Origin of the sequence: Mycolicibacterium tokaiense (assembly GCF_010725885.1) — a bacterium.
GTDB classification, from domain to species: Bacteria; Actinomycetota; Actinomycetes; order Mycobacteriales; family Mycobacteriaceae; genus Mycobacterium; species Mycobacterium tokaiense.
This window is the reverse complement of record NZ_AP022600.1, coordinates 3,342,571-3,363,515: the sequence shown is the minus strand read 5'-3', so window position 1 is coordinate 3,363,515 and position 20,945 is coordinate 3,342,571. Positions and strand designations below refer to the sequence as shown.

General features: G+C 68.7%; 18 protein-coding genes and 1 pseudogene. 11 read left to right on the top strand and 8 right to left on the bottom strand.

Translation table 11 applies throughout. The annotated features are described in order from the left end of the window. Positions 1 to 63 precede the first annotated feature (63 nt). Together G6N58_RS16455 and mycP are read left to right on the top strand one after the other, a co-directional pair. Positions 64 to 1,149 (top strand): EsaB/YukD family protein, encoded by a 1,086-nt coding sequence (locus G6N58_RS16455; RefSeq protein ID WP_147289308.1) that lies wholly within the window; start codon positions 64 to 66, stop codon positions 1,147 to 1,149. Beyond that, positions 1,146 to 2,446: pseudogene (gene mycP, locus G6N58_RS16450) on the top strand (type VII secretion-associated serine protease mycosin). The gene G6N58_RS16455 and the pseudogene mycP overlap by 4 nt, the downstream one beginning before the upstream one ends. On the opposite strand, the gene eccB reads toward mycP, so the two are convergent. The 3 genes from eccB to G6N58_RS16435 are packed head-to-tail and all read right to left on the bottom strand — an operon-like array spanning position 2,405 to position 5,492. Beyond that, a complete protein-coding gene (gene eccB, locus G6N58_RS16445) occupies positions 2,405 to 3,718 on the bottom strand; it encodes a type VII secretion protein EccB (RefSeq protein ID WP_115278000.1) in 1,314 nt (437 codons plus the stop codon). The pseudogene mycP and the gene eccB overlap by 42 nt on opposite strands. A gap of 50 nt (positions 3,719 to 3,768) precedes the next feature. Continuing rightward, positions 3,769 to 4,815, bottom strand: a complete 1,047-nt coding sequence (locus G6N58_RS16440) for a polyprenyl synthetase family protein (protein ID WP_163908205.1) — start codon at positions 4,813 to 4,815, stop codon at positions 3,769 to 3,771. Positions 4,816 to 4,817: 2 nt separating this feature from the next. Beyond that, a complete protein-coding gene (locus tag G6N58_RS16435; RefSeq protein ID WP_115278001.1) occupies positions 4,818 to 5,492 on the bottom strand; it encodes a hypothetical protein in 675 nt (224 codons plus the stop codon). 78 nt (positions 5,493 to 5,570) lie between these two features. Between G6N58_RS16435 and G6N58_RS16430 the strand changes: the two genes are divergently transcribed. The 4 genes from G6N58_RS16430 to G6N58_RS16415 are packed head-to-tail and all read left to right on the top strand — an operon-like array spanning position 5,571 to position 13,168. Beyond that, entirely contained in the window at positions 5,571 to 7,142 is a 1,572-nt protein-coding gene (locus G6N58_RS16430; RefSeq protein ID WP_115278002.1) for a hypothetical protein, read from the top strand. Beyond that, the gene (locus G6N58_RS16425; RefSeq protein ID WP_115278003.1) at positions 7,135 to 7,902 is read left to right on the top strand and encodes a hypothetical protein; all 768 of its coding nucleotides are present in this window, start codon (positions 7,135 to 7,137) and stop codon (positions 7,900 to 7,902) included. The genes G6N58_RS16430 and G6N58_RS16425 overlap by 8 nt, the downstream gene beginning before the upstream one ends. After that, positions 7,899 to 11,105 (top strand): ATP-binding protein, encoded by a 3,207-nt coding sequence (locus G6N58_RS16420; RefSeq protein ID WP_232067887.1) that lies wholly within the window; start codon positions 7,899 to 7,901, stop codon positions 11,103 to 11,105. The genes G6N58_RS16425 and G6N58_RS16420 overlap by 4 nt, the downstream gene beginning before the upstream one ends. Beyond that, the gene (locus tag G6N58_RS16415) at positions 11,102 to 13,168 is read left to right on the top strand and encodes an FAD-dependent oxidoreductase (protein WP_163908203.1); all 2,067 of its coding nucleotides are present in this window, start codon (positions 11,102 to 11,104) and stop codon (positions 13,166 to 13,168) included. The genes G6N58_RS16420 and G6N58_RS16415 overlap by 4 nt, the downstream gene beginning before the upstream one ends. 13 nt (positions 13,169 to 13,181) lie before the next feature. Here G6N58_RS16415 and G6N58_RS16410 read toward each other — a convergent pair whose 3' ends face one another. Continuing rightward, entirely contained in the window at positions 13,182 to 13,736 is a 555-nt protein-coding gene (locus tag G6N58_RS16410; protein ID WP_115278006.1) for a CGNR zinc finger domain-containing protein, read from the bottom strand. Between the two features lie 84 nt (positions 13,737 to 13,820). On the opposite strand from G6N58_RS16410, the gene G6N58_RS16405 reads away from it, so the two are divergent. The 5 genes from G6N58_RS16405 to G6N58_RS16385 all read left to right on the top strand — a co-directional run bounded on the left by G6N58_RS16405 (position 13,821) and on the right by G6N58_RS16385 (position 17,721). Then, the gene (locus G6N58_RS16405) at positions 13,821 to 14,837 is read left to right on the top strand and encodes an EamA family transporter (protein WP_232067886.1); all 1,017 of its coding nucleotides are present in this window, start codon (positions 13,821 to 13,823) and stop codon (positions 14,835 to 14,837) included. A 49-nt stretch (positions 14,838 to 14,886) separates the two neighbouring features. Next, the gene (locus G6N58_RS16400; protein WP_115278008.1) at positions 14,887 to 15,543 is read left to right on the top strand and encodes a cutinase family protein; all 657 of its coding nucleotides are present in this window, start codon (positions 14,887 to 14,889) and stop codon (positions 15,541 to 15,543) included. A 41-nt stretch (positions 15,544 to 15,584) separates the two neighbouring features. Next, a complete protein-coding gene (locus tag G6N58_RS16395) occupies positions 15,585 to 16,256 on the top strand; it encodes a cutinase family protein (RefSeq protein ID WP_179968218.1) in 672 nt (223 codons plus the stop codon). Positions 16,257 to 16,320: 64 nt separating this feature from the next. Then, the gene (locus tag G6N58_RS16390; protein WP_068915673.1) at positions 16,321 to 17,010 is read left to right on the top strand and encodes a cutinase family protein; all 690 of its coding nucleotides are present in this window, start codon (positions 16,321 to 16,323) and stop codon (positions 17,008 to 17,010) included. A 33-nt stretch (positions 17,011 to 17,043) separates the two neighbouring features. Then, on the top strand, positions 17,044 to 17,721 hold the full coding sequence (locus G6N58_RS16385; protein WP_232067885.1) for a cutinase family protein: 678 nt from the start codon (positions 17,044 to 17,046) through the stop codon (positions 17,719 to 17,721). Here the strand turns inward: G6N58_RS16385 and truA are convergent. The 4 genes from truA to rpsD all read right to left on the bottom strand — a co-directional run bounded on the left by truA (position 17,718) and on the right by rpsD (position 20,945). Further along, a complete protein-coding gene (gene truA, locus G6N58_RS16380; protein WP_115281475.1) occupies positions 17,718 to 18,578 on the bottom strand; it encodes a tRNA pseudouridine(38-40) synthase TruA in 861 nt (286 codons plus the stop codon). The two genes, G6N58_RS16385 and truA, sit on opposite strands and share 4 nt — an antisense overlap. A 16-nt stretch (positions 18,579 to 18,594) precedes the next feature. After that, positions 18,595 to 19,149 carry a 50S ribosomal protein L17 gene (rplQ, locus tag G6N58_RS16375; protein ID WP_068915671.1) on the bottom strand — a complete coding sequence of 185 codons (555 nt, stop codon included), beginning with the start codon at positions 19,147 to 19,149 and terminating at the stop codon, positions 18,595 to 18,597. Between the two features lie 61 nt (positions 19,150 to 19,210). Beyond that, entirely contained in the window at positions 19,211 to 20,263 is a 1,053-nt protein-coding gene (locus G6N58_RS16370; RefSeq protein WP_068915670.1) for a DNA-directed RNA polymerase subunit alpha, read from the bottom strand. A gap of 76 nt (positions 20,264 to 20,339) precedes the next feature. Next, positions 20,340 to 20,945 (bottom strand): 30S ribosomal protein S4, encoded by a 606-nt coding sequence (rpsD, locus tag G6N58_RS16365; RefSeq protein ID WP_068915669.1) that lies wholly within the window; start codon positions 20,943 to 20,945, stop codon positions 20,340 to 20,342.

The window sequence follows — 20,945 nt, the reverse complement described above, 5'->3', positions numbered from 1 at the left end:
CAATTCACCTGTGGATGACCGTCGCCCCTGCTCGCCGGATCGACCTACGGTCGCGGGGTGGACATGACACGGTTGACGATCTTCGGGGGTGGCGCCGAGACCGATGTGGCCGTGCCCGACGGGATCCCACTGGCGACGCTGCTGCCGCACCTGCACGACCTGTTGACCGGGGCCGGAGCCGATCCCGGGGTGCTGTGCGCAGGGGTCACCGACGCCGCAGGCAGGGTGGTGGACACGTCGAAGAGTCTGCGCGACAACGGAGTCGGCGACGGAACGGTTCTTCTTCTGGTGGCCCCGGCGCCGGCACGACCCGCACCGGTGCCAGTAGAACCCGCTGCGGTCTGCGACCGCACGGCGCTGCCGCCGGGTTTCGGCGCCGTTGCCGGAGTGGCGGTGGTCACGGCCATGGTCGCATCGGCGGCGGCGTTCGCGGCGCCGGGCACCGGGCTACCCGATGTGCTGCTGGGGGCGGCGGCTGCCGCGGTGGCCGCCGTGGTGAGCGGGCGCATCTGCGGCGACCGCACCTGGTGGTGGGGCGCGCTGACCTGCCTGGCCACGGTGTGGGCCGTCGCCGCCCTGGCCGCCACCGTCGTCACCGCCGGCGCGGTCACCGCGGCGGTGCTCGCGGTCGTGGTGTCTCTGGCGGTCCTGACCACGACGTTCCGGGTGGCCGCCGGGGTATGCCGGCTCGGTTCGGACCCGGACCCGGGATCGCGGCTGCGCGAGGCGCGCCAACTGATCACCAGTCTGGTGGCCGGATCCGCCGCCGCCGCGGCAGCCGGGGTGGCGGTGGTGACCACGGTGTCGCCGGGATGGGCGGCCAGCACGCTGGCCGCGGTCACCGCCACAGTGTTGGTCCTGCGGATCCGCACCCATCCGGAGACAGCCGCGGCCACCGGCCTGTGCGGCGCAGCTCTGCTGGCACTGGTGTGCGGCCTCGTCGCCGCGCACCGCCACGCCCCGGGCCTCGGCTGGGAACTGGGCGCCACGGCGGCAGTGGCGCTGGTGGGGGTCCGTCCGCCCCGGGGCTTCTCGAGCCCGGCCCGACGGCGGGCTGCGCAGGGGCTCGAGTTGGCGCTTCTGGCCGCCGCGGTTCCGGTGGCCGGGTGGGCCCTCGGTGTGTTCACCCCCGGCGCGGTGTGGCCATGAGGGGCGCGCGGGCCGTGTTGGCCGCGCTACTGCTCGGCGTGTCGGCTCCCCCGCCGGCGGCGCACGCCGTCACCGCACCCACCGTCGATCCGGCTCTGCTGCCCGCCGTGGCCGCACCGATGCCACCGGTGCCCACGGTGCAGACCGCGCCGTGCGCGGTCCCCGCGGTTGCCGCCGCACCACACCCGGTGCGGCTCGGAAGGATTCACGAGCTCAGCCGCGGTGATGGTCAGCGCGTTGCGGTGATCGACACCGGGGTCACGCGCCATCGCCGGCTCGCGCAGGTGGAGGCCGGCGGTGATTATGTCTCCACCGGTGACGGCACCACCGACTGCGACGGCCACGGCACCATGGTGGCCGGCATCATCGCGGCATCTCCGGACGCCGATGGGTTCAGCGGAGTGGCCCCGGGGGCCACCATCGTCGCGATCCGGCAGTCCAGCACCCTGTTCGCACCCGCCGCCGATCCCAGCGCGGCTGGTGTGGGCGATGTTGCGACGCTGGCCAAGGCGGTCCGTACCGCCGCGGACCTGGGTGCGGGTGTCATCAACATCTCGTCGATCGCCTGCGCCTCCGGGTTCGTCGATGACGGCCCCCTGGGTGCGGCACTCGCGTACGCCGTGGACACCCGCGATGTCGTCGTGGTGGCCGCCGCGGGCAACGTCGGCGGGCGGGCCGTTGCCCGCCGCAACCCGAGATGTCTGACATGGACTGGGAAACGGCCACGGTGGCCTCCAGCCCTGGCTGGTATGACGACTATGTGCTCACGGTCGGATCGGTGGGTGCCGGTGATGCCCCGTCGGAGTTCACCCTGCCGGGCCCGTGGGTGGACGTCGCCGCCCCCGGCGAGCAGGTGGTCTCCCTGCATCCGTCGGGCACCGGCCTGGTCGACTCCCAGCAGAGCTTCGGCCGCACCGTGGCGATCGCGGGCACCAGTTATGCCGCACCCGTCGTCAGCGGTGTGGTGGCACTGGTGCGTTCGCGCTTTCCGGCACTCACCGCGCGGCAGGTGATGCGGCGCATCGAGGACACCGCCCGCCCGGTCGGCGCCGGGTGGGATCCGGTGACCGGCCACGGCGTGGTGGACCCCGTCGCTGCTCTCAGTAACGAAACCGAACCCGTTACCCCGCAGCCTGTTCCGGAGCCGACTCCGTTGACCGCCCGGACCCAGCGCGACGATCCCGGCTCTCGGGCGGCGACCATCGGGGCACTGTGCTGCTTGGCCGCGCTGCTGGTCGCAGGTCTGGTATCCCGGTCACGGCGAGGCGACAGTGTCGTGGGCGAGCAGCGCCGCTGACCGGCTGAGTTCGGGACCGCGAGGAAGGGCGTCGAGCACCGCGCGCGGCACGGCGACCGGATCGGGCAGCGCGAGGACGCGGGCGGTGTCGGCGTCGCGCACGCGAAAGCGCACCCCGAGGTCGGTGATCAACCAGCCCGTCGTATCGCCGCCGTGGGTTCTGACGTAGGCGTACCGTCCCGCGGGCAGAGACACGGCGTCGAGGCCCGGGCCGTCGTCGTCGGCGCCGGCCAGCCGCATCGGGACCCGCCCGTCGACAGACGGTGTCCCGGCGCGGAGGGCGACGGCGCCGCCCTGCCAGGAGGCGCAGACACCGGCGCTCTGCACCGGGGTGACCTGTTGCGGAAAATGCTCAACCGGCAGCACGCCCACCACCGGCAAGGCGGCGAGTGCTGCCGGTGCCACCGCTGTGATCGACGCCCGGATGCTGCTGCTGCGCAGCACATCTGCTGCCACCGGGCCCACCTGTTGCACACCCGCGGCCAATACCACGAAGAAGTCGGTCTCCGCGGTGGACGCAACGCTGAGCACATCCCCGACCCGGAAACCGGGCAGGGCCGACGGCCCGTCCGATCCCAGATCGGGGATCGCGGGTGTGGCGATGGCCGGCACTTCGGGAAGCAGATCCAGCAGCGCCGCCGATACCGGGACCGGCGCCGCGTTGTCGAGGTGCAGGGCGCGCACCACGGCCCGGTCGCCGAGGTCAACCCGGGCCCGCTGCCCGTCGAACAGCAGATAGGTCTGGCCGGAGGGAGCCTGCGCCAGCACCTGTAGCGCCGGACCCGAGATGGGCGGACCAGCGATGACGGTGGTGCCCCGGTGATCGCAGACCGTCCAGCCGGGGGTGGTGTCCAGCGGCGTGCCCAGTAGCGCGGGAGCTCCCGGGATACCCAGTGCAGCACCGCGTTCCACCTGATCGAGTGCGGCCGTGGAGATCACCGTCGGTTGTTCGTCGGTCTCGGCGATCAACCGGGCCGAGGTCATGTTCGACACCGGATGCACCACGTCGTCGACGCGGACGTAGAGCGCCGTGCTGCCCTCGACGGTCAGGATGCGCGCGTCGCCGAGGTCGGCGGTCGGCCGCGACGCGGTGAAGACGGCACAGACACCGACGGCGGCCGCCGCGGCCACCGTACCCACCAGCAGCGACATGCTCTGCGCTCGCGGCGAGTACTCGTCCGTGTGGATGTCGGCACCGGCCAGCGCCCGTTCCAGGCGGTGCGCCAGGAAGCGCTGCCCGCTGAGCGTCACGCGGGTCGAAGAAAAGGCCACCGCCTCACGCTACGAGGTGCACCGGGCCCCTGCCGCCGGCTGTCCACAGGTCAGCGCCAGCGCGCCCAGACGTAGGGCACCAGGGAACGCAGGAAGTCGAGATCCGGTCCGGGTCGGGCGTCGGCGAAAGCGACCTCGAAGAGGTCTTCGGCCACCAGCAGGATCCCTTCGGCATATTCCCGGGTGAAGTCGATACTGCCGTAGGCGTCCATCAGCGCCCGGACCTCCGCGACGATCTCCGGCGTGCGTTCGGCACGCCGCAACCGCAGGTACTCCCCCACCAGATCGCGGTCGGCGCCCGTCGCGTGGGACATCAGGTGAACCAGGGTCAGGGTGCGCTTGCCCTCGTAGAGATCACCCAGGATCTCCTTGCCGTAGGTCTGCTCGTCACCGATGAGGTTCAGCAGATCGTCGCGGATCTGGAACGCCGCACCGAAGTGAAACCCGAAGCGCACCAGCGGTCCCAGATCGACCGTGCCGCCGGAACCCACCATGGCACCGACCCGCAGCGGATGGATGGTGGTGTACCAGCAGGTCTTGTGCATGATGAGTTCGAGGTAGTCCTCCGGCGTGAGATCCTCCACATGGTCACGCTGCCAACCGATTTCGGTGGCCTGCCCCTCCAGGGTCCGCAGCGCCATGGTGTCGAACTCGGACCACACGAGGTCGGCGAGGTCACGATCCAACAACCGCGCGGTGCGCCTCATCACCTGCCCGGCCACGATGGCCAGCCCGTCGCCGGCGTTCACGGCGGCGGCCATTCCGTGCCGGGCCACGAGCGTCGCCCTGCCGCGCCGCATCTCGCTGCCATCCACCACGTCGTCGTGCACCAGGAAGGCGTTGTGCAGCAACTCTATGGCCACCGCGAATCCCTCGACATCGCCGGTACGCGCCCCGAAAGCGCGCCCCGCCGCCAGGCACAGGGCAGGTCGGAGAGCCTTTCCCGGCCGGGACGGATACTCGCGCATCAAGCTGTAGAGCCACTGGTGAGGTTCACCGTCGGGGAGGGCGTCGAGCATCGATCTCCGCACAGCCCGGCCCACCTCGTGCAACTGTGTTTCCACGTCCATCGTGCGCACCGAGTCGATGCTGGTCATCGTCAGGCTCCTGGGACGGTCAGGGTGACCGGCAACCAGACCCCCGGGTGACCATGGACCAGGAGCGTGCCGTGATAGATCCCGGCCCGCGTCTCGGCGGTGACGCCCACGACCACGCGCACACCGCGGCTGCTGCGACTGGGCATCGAGGTCGATCCGGGGTCGAACCCGATGGCCTCGGACGTGATCCGGCTGCCGTCGTGGGCCATCAGGTCGCCGCACCGCAGTCGGACCTCACCCAGATCTGTGTCGCCGGAGTTGTGCAGCCACACGACGGCCGTGGCATCTTCCCGCACGGCGGCGTGGATCGCGACGCAACCTTCTGCCGCGGACATGGGCAGGTCCACCGATGCGCACGCCCCCCGGCGGTTGGCGGGTGCCGTCTGCACGGTGTCGGCCCACTGGCTCACCAACCCCTGCCACGCCGAAATCATCGAGGCGAAACCGGACGGCGCTGCGGGACCGGAATTTTCGGCGGTGGGGCCGCCGTGCCGGTCGGAGGCAGACGCCGCGTGGCCACCGGGGGCGTCGGTCGTCCGGACAAACCGGTCGACGAGTTCGGTGGCCGCGCGGAACCCCCGGGCCTGGATCTCTCCCAGCGCTCGGACGTTGACAGATGGATCGAATACCGCCGACCAGGGAATTTCCGACGAGCTGCCGGCGTGGTGCTCACTCATGCCACTCCTCGTTCCCCCGGTCGAGACGCCCGGACAACGGTATGCTAACGCCGCGTTCGGCGAAAGACGGGGTCGAGGATGGATTCACTCTTCGGATACCAACTGGGGCTGTTCGGTGAGATCGACGCCGAGGTGGTGCGCGCCCGCGAACGCCGCAATACTGACGATCTCGAGATCATCGAGACCGTCGAACGTCTACTCCCGAACACCACCGGTTACGGGCAGGCCGGGTGGTACGAGGAATTGCAGCAGTTCCTGCGCAAGCACATCCGTCGCGCACCGCACTCGCAACCGATGGCATTACCGAAGTACGACGAATGTGTGCAAACGCTGCACAGCGTCGCCAGCGGCAGCTACACCCGTACCGCTGTCGAGGCAGCGTCCATCAGTCCGGCCGAGGATGCGGTGCTGCGCTCGGCCGTGCTGCACGGTGCGGCCTACCCCGCCATGGTGCTGGCCAAGATCGACAGGATCCGCAACGGGCCGACGGGTGACCCGGCCGGCCGCGCCGCACGTGCGATGGGCACCGAGTCAGCGGGTGCTGACCGACTGCGCCGTCCGCTGGACATCGTGTGCGCAGCCGGTGGCACCAGCACCGGGGACCCCGCCCCCGAAGCAGTGCGGTCCCGGGTCGAGTTCCCGCGCTTCGCCGCCATCCACGACAAGCTTCACCGCATCAACGGGCGGCGCGATTTCGTGGCCACCTTGAGCGACGATCTGGGGCCGGATACCGCTGCCAAGTGCCTGACCTGTTTCGGGATGCTCGAGGAAGTCGACGGGCAGTACTGCAGCACCATCTACACCGATCATGTGGTGCCGAAGCTCACCGTCGACGATGTGCGCCGCATTCTCGACCCCCGCAATTGGCCCTACTGCTGCACATTTTTTCGCGCTGTGGTCCATCAGGAACCAGTCTTCACCACCACGGGCTGGACCCGGGTACTGGAAACCATCAGTCCTGAGCCCGACGACTATCTCCTGCAGACCGCGCTGTTGTTCTACTACGGCGAGTCCCAGGACGGCATCTACCTCAACTACGACATCGACCCGTCGAAACAGAACGATTGCGGGCTGGTCGAAGTCGACAGTGGCTACATCTGGGTCACCCCGCAGGAGCATGGTGTGCGGATCCGGACAAGCAAGCAAGAGCGTGTCAACGGCCTGAGCCCCACCGCCACCTCGGCGCTGGCATGCCATCTCGGCTGGGGTCAGATCAGCAGGGACATGCTGGCCGGCCATGCCATGATGGTCGCCGCAAAGCTGCGGTCGCCAGATCTGTCGGATCAGGAACGCCACGATCTCGAGACCCGCTATCACCGTTTCGAGAAGTCGCCGCCGCAGGTGCTGCCGGACTCGGACACCGAATGTCCGGCCGCGGCCGCAGCACCTGCACATCTTCCACCCAACTTCGGCGACACCGTGGCGGACGCGGCAGAGTTGGCTACCCAGTCGATCAGCCTCGCCACTGCGACCATGGGGCGCGCCGCTGCGCGGTGGTTGGACGGGCTCACCCGTAAGGACGTGAGTGACATCGTCAACGAGATCGGCAGCAACGCCGTCGAAGTCGCCGAGCACGTGTACGACACGGCCGCCAGAAACGTCCGTCCGGAGCTGACGCGAACCCAGGACGGAGGAAACCAGCGTGGATGACCCCCAGGCCATCGCCGATCGGTATCGCCGCGTCGCCCAGTCTGTCGTAACCGAGACAGCCGCCATTGCCGACCGGGCATTCGCCAAGATCAACGCGGGCGCGACCACGAATCCCGTTGATTCCGACACCGATGCGCCACCGACCGCTCCTCCCCCGTACACGGCGGGAGACGCCCTGGCCACTCTCAGCTCCCTGATCACGGTGGCGGTGACCGGCGCGATCAACCTCGCGAGGGTGCCGCTGCAGAGTATGCCGGAGAGTCAGCCGTTGCTGATGGCCGACCACCTCGCCACCGTCGCCGCACGAGTTGCCACCGACGTCGATCAGGTTGCCCAGCAGGCTGCCGCCGACGTCGACGCGAACGCGTTCACACCAAACCGGTGGGTGGACACGGCGATCCGACTGTCCAGTATCGGGATGATCCGCGGCGCCGAAGTCATCGAGACCGTCGGGGCCGGCCCGGGCCGGTACACCAGCCCAGAGCGGACCTCGGATCCCATCGACGTCGGCGTCGACGAGGAGCACGACCGTCCGCTGAGAGTCACGTCGCTGCAACGTCCCGGTCTCGGCAGTGACATTGCCGCATTGGCCCGGTTCGGGCCGGCTGAGGCCGTGGTCACCAAGGGGTCCCAGCCGGTGCTGCTGCGGGGCCATTCGACGGTGACCCTGACCGTCAACGCTGCGGGGATTCCCAGCGGTCTCTACCTCGGCGAGATCAGCGTCGGCGAGGCCACGCTACCGGTCGCGATCGCGCTGTGACTCAACCTGATTCACCCAGCCGCATCGATGAGCTTCTCGACCAGGCGTTCCGGGCCATCGAACTGGGCGACCGCCGAACCGCCGTACACCTGGCCGCCCGCGTGCTGGCTCTCGACGAGGGCAATCTGGAAGCCGAGGACCTGCTCGCCGCGCCGACGGATCAGGGTGAGATCCGTCGACTCACCATCATGTTCGCGGATCTGGTGGACTCGACCGCCCTGTCGACGCGGGTCGAGCCGGAGGTCTACCGCACAGTCGTGGGCCGCTACCGCGACGACGTGATCAGGATCGTCCGGCGCTACGAGGGACACATCGGATCGACCAAAGGCGATGGGCTTCTCGCGTTTTTCGGGCACCCGCATGCCCACGAAGACGACGTGCGCCGGGCCGTCCAGGCGGGTTTGGACATCACTCGCGAAGTCGCTGCATTGAGCGCGAGGGTGCAGCGCCGATTCGGGTTCGACATCGACGTCCGCGTCGGCATCCATCGGGGCATCGTGTACCTCGACACCCACCAGGACGACGTGTTCGGTTTGGCGGCCAACCTGGCCGCCCGCGTCTGCAGCCTTGCCGAACCGGGCAGCGTCGCCGTCTCAGAGGCAATCGAGCCCCTGGTTCGTGGTGTGTTCGAACTGCACGCTCAGGCCCCTCGGGCCGTCAAGGGTGTCGCGGATCCCCTGCGCTGCTTCCGCGTCATCGGTGAACGGGACGTTCCCGCCGTGGCGTTCGGTCCGTTGATCGGCCGCCGCCGTGAGTTCGAGAGTCTGCGCGCGGCATGGGAGTCAGCAACCCGCGGCGACCTCGAAGTCCCTGGCGCAGCCATCATCGGCGATGCCGGGATCGGCAAGAGCCGGTTGGCCTGGTCGGTCATCGACCTGGCCCGGCGCTCACACTCCGCGGTCCTCCAGCTCATCGGATCGCCCTTCCATCCCGAGATCGGACTGCGCCCGGTCCGCCGGTTGATCGAGCGGCAGTGCCACATCGGGCGCGACTCCGACCCCGCCGAGCGGCTGCGGTTACTCCGACAGGAGCTGGCCGTGCGTGGTATCGACGCAGAGGCCACCGTTCCGCTGCTGGCACCGGTGCTCGGCATCGATCCTCACGCCGGATATCGGCCGGCGCAGGCCGAGGGACCCCGACTCTACAACCAGGTCGTCGCGGCGGTGCTGGGCTATTTGGCGGCCTGCGTGCAGGACTCGCCCACTCTGATCCTCGCCGAGGACATGCATTGGTTCGACGAGGACTCGCGCGAAGTGGTGCAGGAGCTCCTACGCGCTCCGCTCGGTAGGCACGTCATGGTCGTCATGACGAGCCGGGAACACATCGTCCTGCCGGTCGAGTCCTGCGCCGAGGTCTTCGAGTTGCAGCCGTTGACGGACTCGGAATCGGACGAGCTGATCGTCACGCTGCGACCCGACCTGCCGTGGCGAGCGCAGCGTGCCGTTCGCAAGCGCTGCGACGGTATCCCGCTCTACATCGAAGAGGTGGTGGCCAAGATCGGTGCACAAGCCACCGATGCCGCCACGTCGGCGGAAGCACCGGACTCGTTGTACGAAGCTCTCTTCGCCAGGTTGCGATCGAGTACCGAAGCGATGCTGGTGGTGGAGGCCGCGGCAGTGCTCGGCAATCGTGTGGAGTTGAATCTGCTGGCATCGGCCGTGCAGTCCGACGAGGGTGCGGTGGCCACCGTCGTGGACCAGTTGGTCGCGGGCAGAGTTCTGGATCCGCTCGCCGATGGCGGTTGGCGCTTCCGACACGAGCTGTTGCGTGAGGTCGCCGCTGAACTGTCGCCACCGACAGTGCGTCGTCTGCTGCACAGCCGAATTGCCGATGCGCTGGTCGCCGCCTCGGACACCGGTAACCCTGACTGGTCGTTGATCGCCCATCACCAGGCCCGCGCCGAGCGCTTCGCCGAGGCCGCGACCGCGCTGGAACGCGCCTCACGAAACGCCTGGCAGCGCGGGGCGCTGCGGGAGGCACGTAACCATCTCAGTCAGGCCATCCGCCAGATCGCCGCTGGCCCACCGAGTTCCGAGCGCGACCGACAAGAGATCCTTGCACGGCTGCGCCGCGCGTTGCTGGCCCAAGCCGCCGAGGGCGTGGCGAGCCCGAACGCGGCTGCCGACTTCGAGCACTGCCTGACCATGTGCAGCACCGATCTGCAAGACGACGACCTGTTCTCGACGGTCATGTCACTGTATCCCTACTACACCATGCGCGCCGACCTCGACCGGGCGGAGCGTCTGGTCCGTTCCATCCGGGCCAGCCTGACCGGGCCGCGGCGAGACTTCCTGCCGATCAACGATTTTGCGCTGGGAATGCTCGCCTGGTACCGCGGCGATTTTCGCATTGCGCGAGACAAGATGGACCTGGCTGCACGGACGCTCAGCGCCGACGCCACCCGGCAGTTGGATGCCATGCTGTTCATGCCCAACGATGCCACCGCGGGTCTCTACACCCACCGTGCGTTGTCACGTTATGTGGACGGCGATCTCACCGCGGCCGAAGGCGAGTTGTCGAAGGCCGAGAAACGGTGCGCCGAACTGGATTTTCCGCAGGGCGCGTTCAGCCTGGCCTACAGCAGACAAATAGAGGTGATCATCCGTTGCGAGGCGGGTGAGATCGGGCAGGCCCGGGCAGCGGCGACCGACCTCGCCCGACTGGGTGAGCAACATGGCTTCTTCTCCTGGTCGATGGTGGGCGCCGCCCAGCACGAGACAGTCGAAGCGCTCGCAGCACTGAACTCCGACCGCCACGACGTCGCCGCTGTGCGCACCCACATCGCCACCCTGACCGCGTTCATCGATGCGTGGCGCGCGTATGGGGTGATCTCCCTCATCACCTATTACGATGCGGTGCTGGCACGGCTGCACCTCGCGGTCGGGGCGCCCCGGGACGCAGCGCGATGCCTGGAAGCGGGCCTGGCGGAGGCAGCCCGAACGGGGATGCACTTCTACGACACAGAACTGCTCAGACTGCGGTCCTGCACCCACGATGACGATGCACAACGCCATGGCGACCTGCGCGCCGCCCTCGAACTGGCACGGGCCCAGGGCGCGGCGGTCTTCCAGCTCCGAGCGGCGGTCAGTGCGGTCGAGGCGGGACTGCCCGCGGGCCGAGACACGCTGGCCGCCACCCTGGAGTACTTTCCGGAGCCCTGCGACTGGCCGGAGCTGGCCTGTGCGCGTGCACTTCTGCAATGAAGCGCCCCGGCGGCCGAGTCGCCGTCCTCGGTGGCGGCATGGCCGGGCTGTCGGCCGCGTGGCGACTGAGCGAACCCGGTTGGCAACAGCGCTTCGACGGCATCACGGTGTATCAGCGGGGTGGACGGCTGGGGGGCAAAGCCGCGTCGAGTCGGGGTGAGCACGGCCGGATCCAGGAACACGGTCTGCACATCTGGCTGGGGTCTTACGAAAATGCGTTCGCGCTGCTGCGCGCGTGTTACGCGGAACTGGACCGCGACACCACGGACCCGGATGCCCCCATCAGATCGTGGCAGCAGGCCCTCATTCCCGCTGCCAATCCAGGTTTGGCCGAGGAGGTTCACGGCACGTGGCAGACCTGGCTGGGGACGCACCCGGGAGATACCCGGCTGCCGGGGGACCCGGACAACGATGGGCGAGATGTCTCGGTGCCGGCCTTTCTCGAGCGGGCCCTCACGCTGTTGGCGGCTTTCGCCCGATCCGTGGACGCCGGCGGCGAAGTCGGGTTGTCCCTGTCCCCGTGGCCGGACCCGGCACACCGACCTCGCTCGTCTTCCGCCTCGGTTCTGCTGCGAGCGGTCACCGCCGCACTGGCCACCCTGAATGATCCGCGGCGGTCGCCGACGCCGGCGGTGACCGCGTTGGACGAAGCACTGGTGACGGTGGGCAAATCCGTCGACCACACGCGGGGGGTTTCCGACCGGCGGGTCGGGGTTTTGGTCTCTCTGGTGGCGGCTGCGATCCGCGGTGTGCTCGCCGACAATCTGGTGACCGATCCCGCCGGATTACGGGCGATCAACGACGAGGAGTTCGGCGACTGGGTGCTGCGCCACGGCGCACACCCTGAGGTGCTGGACTCGGCGCTGATCCGCGGACTGTACGACCTTGTATTCGGTTACCGCACCGCAGGTTCTGAGCAGCCGGCGGTGGCGGCCGGCACCATGGTGTTCCTGGTGGGGCAGGCGCTGTTCACCTACCGGGGCGCCTTCTTCTGGAAGATGACCGCGGGCATGGGCGACGTGGTGATCGCGCCGTTGTACCAGGCGCTCAAGGCCCGGGGGGTGCGCTTCGAGTTCTTCCACCGCCTCGAAGGCCTGCACCTGGACCCCTCCCGTCGTGCCATCGATTCCATCACGATGGGACGCCAGGCGACGCTGGCCCACGGCGTCGAGGAATACGATCCGCTGATCAGGGTCGGCGGGCTGCCGGTGTTCCCCGCGGCGCCCCGAGCCGACCAGCTGCGTCCGGGCCAGGTCCTCGACGACACCGAATCCCACTTCGGCATCCGCGCCGACGTCGAGACACGCACTCTCCGAAAAGGAGTCGACTTCGACCACGTCGTCCTGGCGGTGTCGCTGGGGATGGTGCCCATCGTCGGACGGGAGCTCATCGCCGACCGCGCCGAATGGCGTCAGCAGGTGAGCGAGGTCTCGACGGTGGCCACCCAGGCCTTCCAGCTGTGGCTGCGGCCCGACGAACCGGCGCTGGGCTGGACCCATCCGGGTTCGACGGTCAGCGGCTACCTGCGCCCGTTCGAGACGTGGGCCTCGATGCCGCAGACGCTCTGGTCCGAAACCTGGCCTGCCGCAGACACTCCGGGCACGGTGGCCTACTTCTGCGGCAGCCTCGACGCCGCCTGGCCCACCGAGGAACCGGCGCAGCAGTACGTCGAGCGACTGCGCCGCCAGGTGCTCGACGACGCCACCGCCCATCTCGACAACCTGCGGCTGTTCTTTCCCGCCGCGTTCACCGACACCGGGTTCGACTGGAGCCTGCTGATGGGCGCCGCCGGTCTCACCGGTGCGGCCGCGGTGGCCACTCAGCACCTCTCGGTGAACATCGACCCATCGGACCGGTATGTGCAATCACTACCCGGCTCGGACCGCTTCCGGCTGCGCCCCGATGAGAGCGGCTACGACAACCTGGTGCTGGCCGGTGACTGGACCGACTGCGGCATGAACGCCGGGTGCATCGAGGCGGCGGTGATGTCGGGACTGCAAGCAGCCAACGCGATCTCCGGCCGCGGCAGATTCCACCGGATCCGCGGCTACTGGTTGCCTTGAGAAGAGCCTGAGCTCACTCCTGGGTGGCGCGGCGCTCCCGGTACGCGGCGACGTGCTGCCGGTTGCCGCAGTTGCCGGTGCCACAGAACATCCGGGACCGGTTACGGGAGAGGTCGATCAGCACGGCCTCGCAGTCCGGTGCGGCACAGATCTTGAGCCGGCGCAGTTCCCCGGCGCGAATCAGGTCCGCCAGCGACATCGCCATCTCGGCGCCCATCCGTTGGGCCAGCGGGTCGTGGATGGACGCCAGGTGCAGGTGCCATTCCGGCATCTCGGGGTGGCGGGTCAACCACGGCGCGGCCCTGGTGTCCGACAGCAGGGCGTTCACCTGGCCGACGGCGCGCTCTTCGTCCTCGGCGACACTCCAGATCTGCCCCAGGCGCACCCGCAGGCGGTGCACGTCGGCGAGTTCGGCGCCGTCGTGGTCACGCCGCCCGGTCCAGCCCCATTCGCGCAGATAGTCGTCCAAGGCGGCCAGGTCACCCAGCTGCTCGCCGTCGACGCGGTCGGTGTTCACCAGCACACACGCCGCGCGCAGTGTGAGCTCAGTGTCATGACTGAAAATCATTTGACTCCTGACGCGGGGCGGCCGTACTGTCACTACCAAAGCTCATTTTACTCATTACACATCTGAGGGGGTGCCTCCATGCTGATGACGAAGTCGGCTGACGCCACGTTTCGGCTCGGTCTGATGTTCGCGCTGGGTTCGGCGTTCACGTTCGGCTTGTCCGGCCCCCTCGCGAAGTCGCTGATGACCGCCGGGTGGAGCCCGACGGCCGCGGTGACGGCCCGCCTCGCCGGCGGCGCCATCGCGATGGCGTTGTTCGCCACCGTCGTCAAGCCTGGCTGGTTCCGCTCGGCTGTGCAGCACATCCGCCCGGTCGTCCTCTACGGGCTGATCCCGATCGCCGGTGCGCAGCTGTGCTACTACAACGCCGTCTCGCATCTGTCGGTGGGCGTGGCGCTGCTCTTGGAGTACACCGCCCCACTGCTGGTGGTCGGCTGGGTCTGGGCCAGCACATCGCGGCGACCCAGCAACCGTACGCTGGCCGGGGTCGGCATCGCGGTGGCCGGGATCATGCTGGTGCTCGGGGTGTTCGACGGCCTGGCGTCGGCTCAGATCAACCTGGTCGGAGTGGCGTGGGGCCTGGGCGCCGCCGTCTGCGCGGCCTGCTACTTCCTGATGGCCGAGTCGGTGAGTACCGACGGTAGCGGTCTGGACGCCATCACTCTCGCTGCAGGGGGCCTGATCGTGGGCGCGGCGTCGGTCGCAGCGCTGGGTTTCACCGGCCTGATGCCGATGGCGTTCAGTACCGGTGTCGTCGAGGTCGCCGGCGTCACCACCTCGTGGATCGTCCCGGTCATCCTGCTGGCGCTGCTGCCCACCGCCCTGGCCTACACGCTGGGCATCGGCGGCATCGTCCGGCTGAAGCCGAGCTTCGCGTCGCTGGTCGGCCTGTCGGAGGTGCTGTTCGCCGTCTTGTGGGCCTGGCTCCTGGTGGGCGAGGCCATGACGCCCGTCCAGGCCGTCGGCGGCGCCGTCGTGCTGGTGGGTCTGGCGCTGGCCCGCTCCGGGGATCGCACACCAGAAGTGACCGCGGCCAGCTGGCCGGAAACGCCCGGTCCGGCGGTGGCGCCGGTGCGCTCTGGCAAAGACATCCAGCCCTAGACTGTCGTGACCGGCTAACATCTTTGCTGTGACACGCGACAAACGCCCCATGAGCATCTCCCGCATCCTCGGCGCCCTGCTGGGGGCAGCTGCCATGGCGGTGGCGGCACTGGTCGCCACCCCGCAGGCGGGCATCCCGACCGCCCAGGCGGAACCGTCCTGCCCGGACATCGAGGTGGTGTTCGCCCGCGGCACGGATGAACCACCCGGCCTGGGCCGCGTCGGTTCCGCGTTCGTGGATTCGCTGCGGGAGCAGGTCGGCGGACGTTCCGTCGGCACCTACGCCGTCAACTACCCCGCCACCTGGGACTTCCTGGCGGCCGCCGGCGGCGCCAACGACGCCAGCGGCCACATCCAGTGGATGGTGACCAACTGCCCCGCCACCAAGCTGGTGCTGGGCGGTTACTCGCAGGGCGCCGCGATCGTCGACGTGCTGGCTGCCGTCCCGTTCCCCGCCGTCGGGTTCAACGCTCCCCTGCCGCCCAATGTCCCCGAACACATCGCGGCGCTGGCCGTGTTCGGCAACCCCACCACGAAGGTGGGCCTGCCGCTGACTGTCAGCCCGGTGTACGGCACCCGCTCGATCGATTTGTGCAACTTCGGCGACCCCGTCTGCTCCGGCGGCGACGACATCCTCGCCCACAGCAACTACGGCCCCGCCGGACTCACCGCCCAGGCAGCGACTTTCGTCGCCGGACGGGTGTGACGGAGTCGATGATGTCGCAACGCTGTGTGAATATGGGCGCCATGAGTGACACCCCCCTTCGACGCCTGCTGAGCCGGGCACTCGCACCGGTGCTGGCGGCCGCAATGCTGTTCGGTGCTCCTGCGGGTCTGCCCACGGCATCGGCCGAACCCGCCTGCCCGGACGTCGAGGTGGTCTTCGCCCGCGGCACCAGCGAGGCGCCGGGCATCGGACGGGTGGGAGTGGCGCTGGCCGACTCGATCCGGGCCCAGAGCGGTCTGAACGTGGGCACCTACGGTGTGATCTATCCCGCCACCTACGACTTCCTGGGCGCCGCCGACGGGGCCCGCGACGCCACCAACCACATCGCGGTGATGGCTCAGCAGTGCCCGGGCACCCGCATCGTGCTGGGCGGTTACTCCCAGGGCGCCGCGATCGTCGACATGCTGGCGGGCATTCCGCCGCTGGGCAACCGGATCGGCGACCTGGGCTCGGCCCCGCCTCTGCCGGGCAACCTCTCCGGGAATGTCGCTGCAGCAGCGGTTTTCGGCAATCCCTCGGCCAAGTTCGGTGTTCCGCTGAGCGGTTCGGGACAGTTCGCCGGAAAGTCCATCGACATGTGCAGCGACGGCGACCCGATCTGTTCGGACGGACGGAATCCGTTTGCCCACACCAGCTACGAACGCAGCCCGCTGGTACCCCAGGCCGCGGGGTTCGTGGTCGGCCGCCTCTAGGTGCCGCCACGCGGCAGATCGACGACAACGGGTCTGAGCTGCAACGCACGTTAATATTGACCACATGGGTCACTTCTGTCACAGGCAGATCCGGCGGGTCGTCGCGTCGGCCTGTGCGGTGCTGACCACCGCCGCACTGCTCACCGCTGCCCCCGCCGCAGTCCCCTCGGCCACTGCGGCTGTGTCCTGCCCGGAGGCGGAGGTGGTGTTCGCTCGCGGCCGGGAAGAACCGGCCGGCACCGGCATCGTCGGCACTGCCTTCGTCAACGCGCTGCGCGCCAAGAGCACCAAGACCATCGGCTACTACCCCGTGGACTACGACGCGGAGATCAGCGTCGACCAGGGCGCCCGGGACATGAGCGCGCACATCCAGTACATGGTGGCCAACTGCCCGGACACCGAGCTCGTACTCGGCGGCTATTCCCTGGGCGCCACCGTCACCGACATGGTGCTGGCCACCCCCGGCCCGTTCTTCGGCTACTCCAACCCACTGCCGCTCGGCAGCGACGAGCACGTGGCCGCCGTGGTGTTCTTCGGCAACGGGGCGCGCAAGGTGCTGGGGTATCCGGTGTCGGAGTTCCTGCCCACCTGGACCAACAAAGTGATCGACCTGTGCAATGCGCAGGACCCGGTGTGCAGCTCCAGCCTGGATGTACAGTCCTGGCCCAGCAACTGGGGCGACCACCTGCAGGCCGCCTACCTCGACTCGGGTCTGGTGAACCAGGCCGCCACCTTCGCCGCCGCCAAACTCTGAAAGCTCCCTCGGGGCCCACGTACCATGTGCCTCATGCGAGTCGGGCGCTTGATCGGGTCATTCTGTGCAGTCATCGGCGCCGCCGCAGCGGCAGTGCTGGCCCCGGTGGCCGCACCCGGGCCTCTGAGCGCCGTCCCCGTCGCGGCGGCGGCCTGCCCCCAGGTCGAGGTGATTTTCGCCCGCGGCCGCATCGAGCCCGCCGGCGTCGGACAGATCGGCAACGCCTTCGTCAGTGCACTGCGGCAGAAGACCGACAAGAACATCAACGTATACGCGGTCAACTACCCCGCCGACAACGAGATCGATGTCGGCGCCAACGACATGTCCGCCCGGATCCAGGACATGGCGGCCCGCTGCCCGGACACCCGCCTGGTGCTCGGCGGGTACTCCCTGGGCGCCGCGGTGACCGATGTGGTGCTCGCCGTGCCGTTCGGCTTCATGGGTTTCAAGAACCCGCTGCCGCCTGGCATGGACCAGAAGATCGCCGCCGTGGCGTTGTTCGGCAACGGGGCGGCGTGGATCGGGCCCATCAGCAACTTCAGCCCGCTCTACCGCGAACGCACCATCGAGCTGTGCCATGGCGCGGACCCCATCTGCAATCCCGCCGACCCCAACACCTGGGAGAACAACTGGTCGGATCACCTGCAGCCGGCCTACATCAACAGCGGCATGGTGAATCAGGCCGCCGACTTCGTGGCGGGCCGGATCTAAGGCTTGCGGATGTCCCGGGTGATGGCGGTCCGTGCCGCCAGCTCGTCGTCCGGCGGATAGTCGACGCCCACCAAGGTGAGCCCCAGCGCCGGTGCGGCGGCGAAGTCGCTGGAGCGCTTGACCTCCGAGAGCAGCCCGCCCACCCACTCCGGCGGGTGGCGGTGCTCGCCGACCGCCAGCAGCGCGCCGACCACTGAGCGCACCATGTTCCAGCAGAAGGCGTCGGCGGTGACGGCGGCGGTGACCAGGTGTCCGTCGCGCTCCCAGGACAGCTGCTGCAGATCGCGGATGGTGGTGCCGCCCTCGCGGTAGCGGCAGAAGGCGGCGAAGTCGTTGAGCCCCAACAGGTACGCGGACGCCTCCGCCATGGCCTCGACGTCGAGCGGCCGCCGCCAGGGTGTGACGAAGCGGGCCTGCATGGGTTCCACTCCGTAGGGCGCGGTGGTGAGCCGGTAGCGGTAGTGCCGGCGCAGCGCAGAGAACCGGGCGTCGAATCCTGCAGGCGCCCGCACGATGTCGCGCACGCGGACGTCGGCCGGCAGGAACCGGGCCAATCGCCACACCAGGGGCCCGAATTCGGGATCGTCGGGCCTGGGGCGGCGCGGATAGGCCTGGGCCAGCGCATCGATGGGGACATCGACGTGGGCCACCTGCCCGCTGGCGTGCACCCCGGTGTCGGTACGGCCCGCGACGCGCAGCACCACGGGGGTACGGAAGATCGTCGACAGTGCTTCCTCGAGCACTCCCGCCACGGTGCGATGCCCGTCCTGGGGGGCCCAGCCGGCGAAATCGGTGCCGTCGTAGGCGATGTCGAACCGAAGACGAACATGCCCGCCATCGGAGGCGATGGCGGGCATGGTCACAGCGCTTGTGCTACTTCTTGTCATCCTCGGCAGGAGCCTCGTCGGTCACCTCGACGGCTTCGGCTGCGGTGGTGGTGTCCTCGACGGCCTCGTCGGCGGTCGGGCCCTCCGCGGCCTCAGGCTCCACGGCAGCCTGCGGGGCTGCGGCAGCAGCCACCGGCTGCGAGGCGGCCACGCGACGGGCGCGGTCGGCCTCGGAGGTCACCGTCTTCTCCCGGACCAGCTCGATGACGGCCATGGGGGCGTTGTCGCCCTTGCGGTTCTCGACCTTGATGATCCGGGTGTAGCCGCCGTTGCGGTCCGCGTAGAACGGGCCGATCTCGGCGAAGAGGGTGTGCACGACATCCTTGTCGCGGATCTTCTTCAGCACTTCACGCCGGTTGTGCAGCGTGCCCTTCTTGGCGTGGGTGATCAGCTTCTCCGCGTAGGGCCGCAGTGCCCGGGCCTTGGGCTCGGTGGTCTTGATCCGACCGTGCTCGAACAGCGAGGTGGCCAGGTTGGCCAGAAGCGCCTTCTGGTGTGAAGACGACCCGCCGAGGCGAGCACCCTTTGTGGGCTTGGGCATGACGACTATCTCCTATGTGGGGCCGACCCCCGTATCAGGTAGGGCCGGGACGGGTTGCTACTTAGAGCTGTTCGGTTTCGGCAAAGTCCTGGTTGTCGTCCAGGTCGTAGCCGGCATCACTGTTCCAGGTGCCGGTGGCGACGTCATAGCCGGCAACCTCGGACGGATCGAAGGTGGCGGGTGAGTCCTTCAGCGAGAGACCGAGCTGGTGCAGCTTGATCTTCACCTCGTCGATGGACTTCTGGCCGAAGTTACGGATGTCCAGCAGATCGGACTCCGTGCGGGCGACCAGCTCGCCGACGGTGTGCACACCCTCGCGCTTGAGGCAGTTGTACGACCGGACCGTGAGGTCCAGATCGTCGATGGGCAGCGCGAACGACGCGATGTGGTCGGCCTCGGCGGGCGACGGCCCGATCTCGATGCCTTCCGCCTCGACGTTGAGTTCCCGTGCCAGACCGAACAATTCGACCAAGGTCTTGCCGGCTGAGGCCAGGGCGTCACGCGGGCTGATCGAGTTCTTGGTCTCGACGTCGAGGATCAGCTTGTCGAAGTCGGTGCGCTGCTCGACACGGGTGGCCTCCACCTTGTAGGTGACCTTGAGGACCGGCGAGTAGATGGAATCGACCGGGATACGGCCGATCTCGGCGCCGGAGGCCTTGTTCTGCACGGCGGGGACGTAGCCGCGGCCGCGCTCGACGACGAGCTCGACCTCCAGCTTGCCCTTGTCGTTCAGGGTGGCGATGTGCATGTCCGGGTTGTGCACCGTGACGCCGGCCGGCGGCACGATGTCACCGGCGGTGACGGCACCGGGGCCCTGCTTGCGCAGGTACATGGTGACCGGCTCGTCCTCTTCGGAGGACACGACCAGGCCCTTGAGGTTCAGGATGATGTCGGTGACGTCTTCCTTGACCCCGGGGACGGTGGTGAACTCGTGGAGCACGCCGTCGATGCGGATGCTGGTCACGGCTGCGCCCGGGATGGACGACAGCAGCGTGCGCCGCAGCGAGTTGCCCAGGGTGTAGCCGAAGCCGGGTTCCAGCGGTTCGATGACGAACTGCGAACGGTTCTCGGCGATGACCTCTTCGCCCAGGGTGGGACGCTGAGAAATCAGCATTTCTTTGTTTCTCCTTCTCGGCAACCGCTATTTGATGCCGTAGAGGTGATCCACGGTCCGGATGGACCGTGACGTGTTACTTCGAGTAGAGCTCGACGATCAGCTGCTCGTTGAGCGGGATGTCGATCTGGGCCCGCTCGGGCAGCTGGTGCACCAGGATGCGCTGACGCTCGCCGACCACCTGCAGCCAACCCGGGATCGGGCGGTCGCCGGCGCTGGCCCGGGACAGCTCGAAGGGCAGCGTGTTGATCGACTTGTCCTTGATGTCGATGATGTCGTACTGCGACACGCGGTAGCTGGGGATGTCGACCTTCACACCGTTGACGGTGAAGTGGCCGTGGCTGACCAGCTGGCGGGCCATCCGACGGGTGCGGGCCAGACCGGCGCGGTAGACCACGTTGTCCAGGCGGCTTTCCAGGATGCGCAGCAGGTTGTCACCGGTCTTGCCCGGAAGACGCACCGCTTCTTCGTAGTAGCGGCGGAACTGCTTCTCCATGACGCCGTAGGAGAAGCGGGCCTTCTGCTTCTCCTGCAGCTGATTGCGGTATTCGCTCTCCTTGATCCGCGCGCGGCCGTGCTGGCCGGGCGGGTAGGGGCGCTTCTCGAACGACTGATCTCCGCCGACCAGGTCGACGCCGAGGCGGCGCGACTTGCGGGTGGCGGGTCCGGTATAACGAGCCAT